The sequence below is a fragment of the Pseudomonas sp. NPDC079367 genome, from assembly GCF_044542195.1.
Taxonomy (GTDB): Bacteria; Pseudomonadota; Gammaproteobacteria; order Pseudomonadales; family Pseudomonadaceae; genus Aquipseudomonas.
The window spans coordinates 35,300-47,376 of record NZ_JBITTW010000015.1 but is presented as its reverse complement, the minus strand read 5'-3'; the positions used below and the strand labels follow the sequence as shown (position 1 = coordinate 47,376).

General features: G+C 54.7%; 10 protein-coding genes. 8 read left to right on the top strand and 2 right to left on the bottom strand.

The features are described from left to right. Positions 1–87: 87 nt before the first annotated feature. Positions 88–1,110, bottom strand: coding sequence for a YafY family protein (locus ACIGDJ_RS14415; RefSeq protein WP_024657954.1), 1,023 nt, complete (start codon positions 1,108–1,110; stop codon positions 88–90). A gap of 847 nt (positions 1,111–1,957) precedes the next feature. On the opposite strand from ACIGDJ_RS14415, the gene ACIGDJ_RS14410 reads away from it, so the two are divergent. From ACIGDJ_RS14410 to ACIGDJ_RS14375, 8 genes are all read left to right on the top strand, one after another. Continuing rightward, positions 1,958–2,230: a hypothetical protein gene (locus ACIGDJ_RS14410; protein WP_225739969.1), complete on the top strand. Its 273-nt coding sequence runs from the start codon at positions 1,958–1,960 to the stop codon at positions 2,228–2,230. Between the two features lie 96 nt (positions 2,231–2,326). Next, positions 2,327–3,295: a DUF932 domain-containing protein gene (locus ACIGDJ_RS14405; RefSeq protein WP_143979018.1), complete on the top strand. Its 969-nt coding sequence runs from the start codon at positions 2,327–2,329 to the stop codon at positions 3,293–3,295. Between the two features lie 79 nt (positions 3,296–3,374). Then, positions 3,375–4,376: a YqaJ viral recombinase family protein gene (locus ACIGDJ_RS14400; protein WP_143979019.1), complete on the top strand. Its 1,002-nt coding sequence runs from the start codon at positions 3,375–3,377 to the stop codon at positions 4,374–4,376. Between the two features lie 90 nt (positions 4,377–4,466). Next, positions 4,467–5,375 carry a hydrolase or metal-binding protein gene (locus ACIGDJ_RS14395; protein ID WP_143979020.1) on the top strand — a complete coding sequence of 303 codons (909 nt, stop codon included), beginning with the start codon at positions 4,467–4,469 and terminating at the stop codon, positions 5,373–5,375. Between the two features lie 20 nt (positions 5,376–5,395). Further along, complete coding sequence (locus tag ACIGDJ_RS14390) at positions 5,396–5,521, top strand: hypothetical protein (RefSeq protein ID WP_256675353.1); 126 nt, start codon at positions 5,396–5,398, stop codon at positions 5,519–5,521. 476 nt (positions 5,522–5,997) lie between these two features. Further along, positions 5,998–6,921 (top strand): DUF4007 family protein, encoded by a 924-nt coding sequence (locus ACIGDJ_RS14385; protein WP_143979022.1) that lies wholly within the window; start codon positions 5,998–6,000, stop codon positions 6,919–6,921. Further along, complete coding sequence (locus tag ACIGDJ_RS14380; RefSeq protein ID WP_256675354.1) at positions 6,881–10,243, top strand: ATP-binding protein; 3,363 nt, start codon at positions 6,881–6,883, stop codon at positions 10,241–10,243. The genes ACIGDJ_RS14385 and ACIGDJ_RS14380 overlap by 41 nt, the downstream gene beginning before the upstream one ends. After that, complete coding sequence (locus ACIGDJ_RS14375) at positions 10,236–11,078, top strand: phosphoadenosine phosphosulfate reductase family protein (protein ID WP_143979023.1); 843 nt, start codon at positions 10,236–10,238, stop codon at positions 11,076–11,078. The genes ACIGDJ_RS14380 and ACIGDJ_RS14375 overlap by 8 nt, the downstream gene beginning before the upstream one ends. A gap of 2 nt (positions 11,079–11,080) precedes the next feature. Here ACIGDJ_RS14375 and ACIGDJ_RS14370 read toward each other — a convergent pair whose 3' ends face one another. Further along, positions 11,081–12,076: a hypothetical protein gene (locus ACIGDJ_RS14370; RefSeq protein ID WP_397504565.1), complete on the bottom strand. Its 996-nt coding sequence runs from the start codon at positions 12,074–12,076 to the stop codon at positions 11,081–11,083. Position 12,077 lies beyond the last annotated feature (1 nt).

The window sequence follows — 12,077 nt, the reverse complement described above, 5'->3', positions numbered from 1 at the left end:
TCCCTATCGCCCGGCGCCTTGAGCACCTGACAAGCGTTAATCCATTGGCAATCAAACGGCCGCAGTCTTCCATGGCCATGCGACAGTTCATGTCGCGTGGTCAACTGATGTGTAGAGGTTTTGCATACCGTGCAACCTGGCCCCTATCTCATCGACCCACACCTGTGGCCCATGCACGCGGATGTTGTCGTTCAGGCCAAAGATCCACCACAGCGTTTCACGATCCAGCGGCACCTGGGCGCGTAAACGCTTCCAGGTATGCGAGGGGATATCGCTCAAGGTCTGCTCATGACTCAGCGGAGTCTCTCCAAGCAGGAAAGCAATCTGCGGATGAACATCCGCGATCAGCTCTACCTCTATGCCGGTTTGACGATGGCTGAATATGCCGGTCGCGATGTAATCGTCCACATCAAAGGCCGCATGCAAAACGGACGGCTCATCGAGTACACGAACATGCTGAATACGGTGCAGGGCAAACTGGCGCAAGTCGCCGTAGCCATCTACGGAAGCCAGCAAGTAGCTGATGGCATGCCGCGATACCAGGCCTGCCGGATGAAGGCGAAACTGTTTGAGTTCGCCCTTGCTCCGACTCTGATAAGTCACTTGCAGTTGCCGGCGCTCCAGCAAAACGGTAGACACTTGCCCCCAGACGTCGGGATCGATCGCAGCAGGCAGCAAGGTTTTCCCATTGGGAATCGCCCGAACTCGTCGCGCCCAATCGGCCAATCCGTTGTGGCCCAGATCACCCAGGAAGTTACGTGCGCGTCGAAATTGTGGACCGAGCTGGTCCAGAACAGTCTGCGGCAACAAAGTAGTCAGATGGCTCTCCGACAGATACAAGGCCAGTGCGGTGGAGGCATCCATATCCTCCAATCTGAGCGGCGCATCCCGCGTGAAGCTCCAACGAAACGGGATCTCGCTCTCGTCGCATTGCAACGAAAAAGGCGTCGACAACCGGTTCAAATCACGCTGAACCGAGCGAAGTGTTACGGAAAACCCTCTATCGCGAAGCTTTTCAAGCAGGGTCGGAGCTGCAATTCGCTGCGGTTCTGTGGGGATCAGGCGCAGTAATGCGAATAGCCTGAGCAGCGTATCCTTCGCTTGGGACATGATGACTACCTTGTTCTGCGGGTCAACTGATAGCCAGGAGGCTGCCGTCAATTTGGCGTCGATGCTACTGATTAAAGTAGCGTTTTGCCATCAATTGTAATCGACATAAGACATAAGCCTTTCGGCAGTGGTGTGCGGAACTTGAGGTTCTACCCTTAACTCAGGAGGGAGAAAACTGGCGCGCGTTCCTTTCGCGCTTCAGTTCGCTGTACTCGCGATACAGTTCATAGCTTTTCTTTAGCACCACACAAAGTCCTATGACGGCAAACAGGTTTTTCATAATCGTAACCTCCTAGGTCTTTTTGACCATTTACCGGGGCAGAGCGACAAAAGGTGTCGCGACTTTAAACGTCAATCGTTGAGGCTTAGAAATTGTTCCAGGCGGGTTCTGAGGATTTCATGTCGATTGGCCTCCAGCCCCTCCAACGAAGGGGTATGACACTCAGGACAAAGGATGAACGCAGCTGGGCCGAGCGATGCCAAATCGTTGTGAGGCAGAACCGTTTTTCTCCAAGAACAGTGAGCACAGACAAGGGTGAACGGGCGCGGGGAAATTGTCATAGCGATGTCCTACGGCTGTCGAATGGCGCTAGCTTGACTGGTAGGTACGACAATGTGTGTCGCCTCGCTTAGCAGACACAACTCATCATAATTGCGGTCCAATACAGGCGGCTGGATGCGTTCGCTGCCATAGCGACCAAAACACGCGCCCAAAGGCGTATTGATTCGATTCAAAAAAATCTCAACTCTACATAACAGCAATGACACCACTACCAGGAGGGTTCATCCCATGTCATTGCAGTGTCCTCGCTGTCACTCCCCAAAAGTTGCTTCTTTCCATCACGCTATGAAAGTCGGCGCGGCCATCGGCACAGTAGGTGGTGCCGCGCGTGGCGTCAGCGCAGCTCTAGCAGGTGGTCAGGCTGGTGCGCTAATCGGCGCTATTGCCGGGCCCGTCGGCATAACTCTCGGCTCAGTGTCAGGTGCCATCCTCGGCGGACTGGCCGGCGGTGTCGGCGGCTGCGCTCTCGGCGCCCAACTGGGTGAGTCGCTTGATCGCCACGTCCTAGCCCACAACCTCTGCTTGCTCTGCGGTCACCGCTTTAACCTTCCGGCCTGATCTGGCAGGACCACACCTTTTCTATCCATATCGTCCGGACGGTGCTGCGCTGGGCGCGGCGCTTTATGCCGGCCTGCACCCAAAGGAATCTCAACCATGGCCCATCTCGTCGAAACTATGGCCTACGCTGGCGCTGCACCGTGGCATGGCCTAGGTAATCAACTCACCCAGAAACAACCCATCGAAGTCTGGCAACGCGAAGCCGGCATGGACTGGGCGATCCAGGAAAGCCCCGTACTTTTCAAATCAGAGACCGTCGGCCACCTGGGCGCGATCCATTCCTTCTCCGAGCAGAAGGTACTCTTCCGTTCGGACACCAAGGCACCGCTGTCGGTGGTCTCCCAGCGCTATCACACCGTGCAGCCTCGGGAAGTGTTGGAGTTTTATCGTGACCTTACCGAGGTTTCCGGCTATGAGCTGGAAACCGCCGGCGTGCTCAAGGGTGGTCGAAAATTCTGGGCGCTGGCGCGTACCGGGCAAGGCGCAGCGCTCAAGGGTAACGATCAGGTCAACGGCTACTTGCTACTGGCTACATCCTGCGACGGCACCCTGGCCACCACAGCAACACCAACCACCGTGCGAGTGGTGTGCAACAACACCCTGACCATCGCCCTGGACGGCACCAGCCGCGCGATCAAGGTGCCGCACAACACCCGCTTCGATCCGAAAGCAGTGAAGAAGCAGCTCGGCATCGCCGTCTCGCAGTGGGATGAGTTTATGTACCGCATGCGGGCCTTGTCTGAGCGTAAGGTGCAGTGGCATGAGGCGTTGGGGTTCTTCATGTCCGTGTTGTGTGAGACGAGTCCAACCGGCGCACTGCCGGAGGTACTGCCCAACGAACGCGCTCTGCGCAAGGTTCAGGAACTGTACGAGGGTCGTGGTCGGGGCAGTCAGCTCGACTCGGCACGTGGCACTGCATGGGGCCTGCTCAATGCAGTGACCGAGTTTGTCGATCACGAGCGCCGCGCCCGCAGCAACGAATACCGCATGGACTCGGCCTGGTTCGGCCAAGGTGCGCAGATCAAGCAACGCGCCCTGGACACCGCTCTGCAACTGGTGGCCTAACCGCTTACCTCCTCCACTCCATAACGCCCGATCAGCCTGGTTGCTGATCGGGCGTTTCTATTTCCACAAGGTGAACGCTATGAAAGCTACTTCGTTGAGCCGCGCCAGCAAGCCGCGCCCGGCGCTGCGTTTAATCAGTACCAAGGAACTGCCTCGTGAAGATTGGCTGATGGTGCGTAAACAGGGCATCGGCAGCTCGGATGCTGGCGCTGCAGTAGGCCTAAATCCCTACAAGTCGCAGCTAGAGCTGTGGCTGGAGAAAACAGGTCGCGACACCACCTTGCCTAAGGCCGATCCGCACGATGAGGAAAGCCCGATGTACTGGGGCAATGTGCTGGAGCCGATCGTGGCTTGGCATTACAGCAAGCGCACCAGCAAACGCGTACGGCGCATCAACGCCGTACTGCAGCATCCAAACCCTGAGTTGTCCTGGATGCTGGCCAACATCGACCGAGAGGTAATCGGTGCTGACGATGTGCAGATCCTCGAATGCAAGACAGCCGGCATAAACGGCGCACGCCTCTGGAAAGAAGGCGTGCCCGAGTATGTGCAACTGCAGGTAATGCACCAGCTTGCAGTCACCGGCAAGCAAGCTGCGGATGTCGCTGTATTGCTGGGCGGCCAGACCCTAGAGATCCACCGCATCGAACGGGACGAGCAGATGATTGCCCGCCTGATCGAGCTGGAGCGTAAGTTCTGGCACTACGTCGAGACAGACACACCACCGCCTGCTGATGGTTCAGCCTCGGCTGAAATGGCACTGCGTGCGCTCTATCCGAAGGACAACGGCCAGACCGCTGATTTCAGTGGCCGCGCTGGTTTGGCAGCGGCCTACCTAGAGCTCAAAGCTGTGCGCCAGTCCATCAGCGAGAAGGAAACGCGCGAAGCCCAGCTAAAGCAGTTGCTGCAACAGGCCATGGGAGATGCCACCCGCGCGGAGTTCAGCCACGGCTTTATCAGCTGGAAGAAATCCAAAGACAGCAACGTGCTCGATGTTGAACGCATGCTGAAGGACAAACCCTACCTGCAGGTTCGCTACACCAAGCTCAAGGAAGGCAGCAGGCGCTTTCTGGTCGGCTAATCCAATCACGCCTAACCATTCCCTCCCTTTGGCCATCCCATACAGTTAACGCTGCGTGGCTGGCCTTTTCTCTTTTGTAGGAGAACCACCATGCTCAAAGGTCTGGCTATCACCCCGCCGGTACTCGGGCGAATTTCCATAGGCAAGGTCATCGAGAAGAACGGCAAACGCCTGCCGGAGAAAGATGACCAGTTCACCATCACTTCACAGGTGCAAGGCAAGGAAGGCTGGCTGCTGCACCCGTTCAACGATGAGCTGCGCAAAAGCCAGGAGTACAAGCTACGCAGCATCCCGGTACGTCTGCTGTTCAACGAACCTGAACTGAATTTTCGCGCCGACTACACGCTGTTCGACCGGCAATCTGGGCGGCCGCTGTGCGTGGGCAATGGCGAGACATGCAAGCGTGTCACCCGAGACGGCATGCAATCGTTGCCCTGCCCATCGCCTGATGCCTGCCCGCTGGCCAAAGGCGGTGCCTGCAAACCCTACGGCCGGCTGAATGTACTGATCGGCGATGACGATCCGCTCGGAAGCTTTGTGTTCCGCACCACCGGCTTTAACAGCATCCGCACCTTGGCCGCACGCCTGCATTACTTCCAGGCTATGTCGGGTAACCGACTAGCCTGCCTGCCGCTGGAGCTGCGTCTGCGCGGGAAGTCAACTCGGCAGAGCCATGGCACGCCAATCTTCTACGTCGATCTCACCGTACGCACCGGCATGGATATGGCCGAGGCGCTGCTGACTGCCAACGAACTGGACGCACAACGGCAGACTGCTGGCTTCGATCAGATTGCGCTGGATGAGGCAGCACGACGTTGCTTTGGTAACGGTGCGTTCGAGGACAACGAGGAAGACAGTAGCGCCGTGATTGAAGAGTTCTTTTCAGTTGAAGCCAATGCCGATCAACACCCGTCCAAACCTCCACCGCAGCATTCAAGCAAACCAGACCTAGCTGAAAAGCTTGCAACCCAATGCCAGGCGCAATCCGTTACTACCTAAACCGGCCCAAGGAGCAATAGATGAAACTGCAGAAGCTAAAAGCAGGAGAAGCCACCGGCACCTACCTGGTAGATGTCAGGACACTCGACCACATCGTGATCGGGAACGAGGATTGCGTGTCGATGGCCGTGCGGGGGCACTTATGAAACCTTTGCTGTTAGCGGTACTCAAGCTTCTCGCAGCTGTGTTCGCCTTTGTCGGAGTCCTGGCTGGTTGCCTAGCGGTGATGCTTATGCTGCTACGCGTGCCTGTTGTGCTAGTGGCGATATTGCTTGCGTCCTATATTTTCATCATCTTGCAGCACCTCAAACAGAAACGAAGTCGTTGAGCTATCAGTCAATGAGCGGGCAGCCTCAAGGCTGCTCACTCATTAAACGCGTTCTTTTTTGGTCATCCAAGCACACAATCTCAAAACTCCAGGCCTGACTTCAGATCATGAGACGACATGCCCTTGCCTTAGCAACCCCTCCAAAGGGAAGGCGACGCGTTCAGCCGATCCGGCACCTCACCGAGAGCTCAGGATCGGTTGCGGATGAACGCCAAATAACTGTATACATATACAGCTTAAACTCGTAGAGTCTCAAACTGGAGTAATCCACCAGTTCGCGGTAAGCTTGAAATCATGAAGAATACAAACACCAAACCTAACCGAATTGCATCCGTGCACCTCTCCGGACATGAAACGTTTCCTCTTCGCCAAATGTGGCTTAAGAAAGCGTTCGATCAAGCGAGCAATGACGGACTGATTACCAAATCAACCTTCACCGATGAGTCTGCAATCGCAGCCTTCGGTGTTGGTAAAAACATGGTTTCATCGATTCGGCATTGGGCATTGTCATGCGGGATCATGGCCGAAGAAGGCGATGCGTTCCGCGTAAAAAGCCTGGCAATGGAGATACTGCGAAATGGAGGTCTCGACCCCTATGCGGAGAACCCGTCTACAGCATGGCTCGTACATTGGCGCCTCGCCGGGCGGCACCACCGCTCGACCACATGGTATTGGCTCTTCAATCATGTGACAGCTCCAACCTTTACACGCCAAGAACTCGAAGAGCCTTTGGCCCTGTATGCCCGAAGCCTAGATCCCAAGCACCGCCTTTCTACAGCAACTATTTCGCGTGACTTGGAGACCTGTCTACGTAGCTACGCGCCACGGGCAGCAACCGGTTCTCCAGAGGATTTTGCCGAGCCTTTACTCGGGGAGTTGGGGCTGCTGCAAGAAGTACACAAGGGGCAATATGCATTCCGACGCGGCCCCAAGGCTGCACTTCATGATGGTGTCTTCACTTATGCCCTCATGGATTTTTGGCGCAGAACTGCAGACAGCCAAAGTTCGCTAGCTTTCGAGACCATCGCATATGCAGAAGGCTCTCCAGGTCGAGTCTTTAAGCTCGACGAAGAGTCGATAGCCCAGCGCTTGATCTCTTTGGCCGATCTGACCGGAGGCAAGTTAGCGTGGTCCGACTCCGCTGGCCTTCGCCAAGTCCACAAAAAAAACCTCTCTGATGACGATCGACAAGACATGGTTAGGCGCGCATATGACTGAGGTAAGAGAGGCAGTGCTCGCCGACATCGTCCAGATTTCTCATCAGTACCAACGATCAATCCGTATTGATGCGGACATTGGCCGATCCGACGCACTCGACGGGTATATCTTCCATTCGACCGCAGCGACTGTGGTAGAGGGCATGAGTAGGCAGCTTGCCGCAACCAATCAGCGCAGCTTCACTTGGACAGGCCCCTTCGGCGGCGGAAAATCATCTCTGGCCGTAGCTTTGGCGAGCGCCCTCCATACTGATAAGAGCCTTCGCGCAAAAGCCCGATCTACACTAAATTTGGACTCGAAGCCAAACTTTGACAGTGCTTTTCCAGTTCAAGACGGGTGGCTCGTAATCCCAGTGGTTGGCCGGCGCGGTAGTGTCGTCAAGGAACTGGACTTAGCCCTTCGCAAGGCTCAGGACAAGGGTTTTGAACGTCGCAACAAACCCAATGCACAGGACGTCATCAATGAACTGATCGCCGAAGCCAAAGACCGCCCGAACGATGGTGTCTTGGTGTTCATTGATGAGATGGGCAAGTTCCTTGAAGCTTCGGCCTTAGGCGTGGGCGACGATGTCTACTTCTTCCAAGAGCTCGCAGAAGCATCTGCCCGCGCTGAAGGCAGACTGGTTGTGATTGGAGTGCTGCATCAATCTTTCGCACAGTACGCCAACCGTCTTGGTATCGACACTCGTGACGACTGGGGCAAGGTTCAAGGCCGTTACCTTGACCTCCCTTTCGTGGCGGCAAGCGACGAGGTTGTCGAGCTTATCGGCCGTGCAATTGATGCAAAGCGGCGACCCGAGTGGATACGGGGGGCCTCTGACTCTATTGCCGATGCCGTCAGGTCACGTCGCCCAGCCGTCGGCAATGATTTCGCTGTTGCTTTAGAACGCTGCTGGCCGCTGCATCCAACCATGGCTGCATTGTTGGGTCCAATATCGAAGCGGCAGTTCGGTCAAAATGAGCGGAGCACTTTTGGCTTCCTATCTTCAGTCGAGCCTTATGGGTTTCGCGCCTACCTACAATCGACTCCGCTGAACCAATCGAATTGGTATCGCCCTAGCGACTATTGGGAATATCTGCGTGCGAACCTAGAGCCTGCCATCCTAGCTTCTGCAGATGGGCACCGCTGGTCCCAAGCTGTCGAAGCTGTGGAGCGTGCTGAGGCCAAATCTGGTGACTTGCTGCAGGTGTCTCTGATTAAAAACATCGCCGTCATCGACCTCTTCCGCACTGGTTCAGGGCTTGCCGCCGACTTACCAGTCTTGTCGACCCTTTTCCACAGCGTGCCACAGGATGAGATCGAGGCCGCACTGAAGAAACTGGCCTCGCTCAAAGTGGCTCTGTTCAAGAGCTATACCGGAGCTTGGTCAGTTTTTGAAGGTAGCGACTTCGATATCGATGCAGCTATTGCCCAAGCTGTAGCGTCATCTCCTGGCATTGACTACGCCAAATTATCCCAGCTTATGGGAATGCACCCAGTGGTCGCCAAGCGGCACTACCACGAAACGGGCTCAATGCGCTGGATGGAAATTTCTCTGCGAAGCATCGAGCAAGCGGAAAAGATCGCAAGTACTTACAAACCCCAGCGGGGAGAGTTCGGCCAGTTCATCCTTGCGCTTCCCGGCCGAGACATGCCTCTTCGTGAGGCTCGAAAGCGAGCTCAGTCCTGTGCTTACGAAGAACCTTGGCCGGTGTTAGTAGGCATCCCGGATAATCATGCCCGGATCGCGGAACTGTCGACCGAATTGGTTGCATTAGAGCAGGTAAAGGAACGCCACGAGCTCGGAGGAGACCCTGTCGCCCGCCGCGAAGTATTCGCCCGCTTGGCCGCTACTCGCTCCGACCTTGAGGACCAACTTCAAGCTGCTGCCTCACTCTGCAAATGGCATGATGGTAGCGACCAGGTTATTGAGCCTGGTGCAAAGCTATCACCTATTGCTTCAGACCTCGCCGACGATCTCTATGAGCATTGTCCTCGAGTGTGGAGCGAGCTAGTTAATCGCGATAGTGTGTCGAGCAATAGCGTTAAAGCCCGCCGTGATCTGTTACACGCAATGATCAACGCCGAAGGCCAAGAGCGGTTAGGTATTGAAGGCTTCCCTGCCGAGCGCGGCCTTTTCGAAACACTGCTCGTGGCATCACATCTATACCGTAAAGAGGGAGAGGCTTGGCGCGTCTGCGAGCCATGCGAAGCCTCACCCAAAGGCTTTTCCGAGTTATGGGCGTTCACTCAGCAACTCTTTGCCGATACCAGCGCCCGCGTAAGCGTGAGCACCATTTATGACCATTGGAGCATGCCGCCGTACGGCATGAAGCGGGGCATACTGCCAGTTTTTCTGACAGCATTCTTGTTGGTGCATAAAGCCAACATCGCCGTATACAAGGAAGGCATGTTCATCTCTCGACTCAGCGATGCTGACATCGACGAGTGCCTCCAAGATCCGACCCGCTTTACGCTCCGCTGGATCGCGATTGATGAGGATAAGAGCCGAATTCTAGATGGCATCTCTCATCTCCTCGAGGAAGTGGGGGAAATAGGAGGAGTTGCTGATCCTCTAGAGGCGGCGCGTGGCCTTGTGGCGTTGATTTTTAATTTGCCAGAGTGGTCTCGGCGCACACAGCGGCTGGGTGAAACTGCCAAAGCAATTCGTGACATGCTGCTAAAGGCCAGCGACCCGCACAAAGTGCTGTTCGTCGATTTACCAACGCTGCTGGAGGTAGCCGATGGCAAAGCCTACGTGAATGCTCTGCGCGCGCCCCTGAAAGAAATCGCAACAGCTTACGCAATGATGCTCTCCGAAGTAGAAGCCAAGATGCTTGAAGCACTTGATGCACCTCTCGACAACTTGGAATCACTCCGTGAAAGGGCGCGGGCTGTCGCAGGCGTTTCAGGCAACTTCAGGCTCGATGCATTCTCGACAAGACTGGGGTCTTACGATGGCAGCCGCTCCGTCTTGGAAGGTATTCTGAGCCTAGCCGCCGATAAACCACCACGCGACTGGGTGGACCGCCATATCGATGCTGCGGTGCTCGAACTTGTCCAATTCGCAAGACGTTTCCGCGAGGCTGAGGCCTTCGTCGCTGTCAAAGATCGTCCAGCACAAAGTGAAGCAATCGCAGTTGTCATTGGCGTAGGAGCGGAAACAACAACGATTTCTAGATCCTTTTCGATCTCAGAGCGTCATCGTGAAACAGTAGAACAAAAGGCCAATGAAATAGCCAAAATGCTGGAGGATCAAGGCCTTGATACTGACATTTTACTTGCCATCTTAGCCAAAGTCGGAATGAACCTGGTTATCGAAAAGGAACAGATGCATGACTGAACGACACGTACTGGGTTTATCCGGAGGAAAAGATAGCGCAGCTTTGGCAGTGTGGATGCGTGACCACCATCCCGAGCTGGATATCGACTACTTCTTTACTGATACCGGCGAGGAACTTCCCGAGGTCTACGAGTTCCTGGGACGACTCGAAGGCTATTTAGGAAAGCCCATCGAGCGACTTAATCCCCGTCGGGACTTCCGCTTTTGGCTGCGTGAATACAACCATTTCCTCCCCAGCGCACAGACTCGCTGGTGTACGCGTCAACTCAAACTGGCACCGTTCGAACAGTGGGTAAAACCATGGCTGGCAGCTGGTGATAAAGTTTTCTCCTATGTAGCGATCCGGGCTGATGAGGAGTACCGCGAGGGGTACTCAGCAAAAGCCGAAAACATGCATGTGAAATTCCCCTTCCGTGAGGCGGGCGTCGATAAAGCTAGTGTCGTCGATATTCTCGAGTCCTCTGGATTGGGTTATCCAAAGTACTACGAATGGCGCTCTCGCAGTGGCTGCACATTCTGTTTCTTCCAACAAAAGATCGAATGGGTTCGCCTCAAAGAGCGCCACCCCGAGGACTTCGAAAAGGCCAAGGCATTAGAGAAAGATGCACTGGAGCATGGTTCACCTTTCACTTGGACTAAGGGGGAGTCGCTTTGGGATCTAGAGAAGCCTGCGCGTGTTACTGAGATCAAAGCCGAATATGAGATCCGCCGCGCGCGCCTTCGTAAAAACATCCCTGTGAACCCGCTACGCCCAGTGAAAATATGTCCGGAAGATATCGATGACATTTACGGAGACGACGAAGGAAACAGCTCATGCTTGATCTGTCATAAATAAATTTAGAGCATATCCAGAAAACTCTCGAGGTCAGAGATAGAGATACTCTTTACCCTTTTAGTACCGAGCACCGAACTCTCATCCATCGCGATCAAAATGGATATTTTTTTTACTGATCTCGGCATATCCTGACCTGAGTATTTGACGAACAACTCTAAATCATGCCAACCATGAGGCCACTCATCGACCACATAACCCGCTCGCTCAATTGGGGTGAATAGTAGTTCGTAGCGAACCGCGGACTTTGGACAGATAGCAAATTCGCCAAATGCCTTGGCAACTTCTTTCCTATTCAATGTGCCAGCGCAAGTCTCAGGCATAATTGCGACCGGGCGGTATCTCATTTCTCTGCCCTGTGATGACACTCTCAATAGAAACCACTCGACGACGGCAGTTGAAGCCCCGCCATTAATAACAGAGAGCGGAAGCACTATTTCAAATGCTCTTCTTGAGATTTCTGCAGGGCTAGAAAGCTCGACACTACTCCAGAGCACACTGCAATCTACGGACAAACGTTGCTTGATTGCCTCTGGATAAGCAACAGCAATCCAATGCAACAGCCATCCATCAAATTCTTCCCGAGCCAATCGCTTACCATAAGCCGCACCTTCCAAAAGGCGGGCAGAAATTAAGTATACCAATGACTCCCGAACTGCTACGGGCAGCGGATCGATCGCCTTAAGTAACAAATAGCGATCTAACTTTGTGATGGCCTGATCGGTTAGCGCCAATATATCTATTGGCGAAGGCGGGGGAACATCGACGCCATCAAAAGGAGCCTTCTCAAGGACCGCGGCGGCTATAGGACCTGCCAACATAAGTTGGTAACTCTCAGCCTGCCCCGAAGCTTTAAGCTCTTTGCACCAAGAAACGACATCTGCCAGACCAATCTGATTTTTAGAAGATTTAACCTGCTGAAGGCGACTCCCTCCGCCGGAAAACTCCCAAAATATGTCCGCTTTTTCATTAATCGAATCTGGCTCAATAGTGACAGCCACC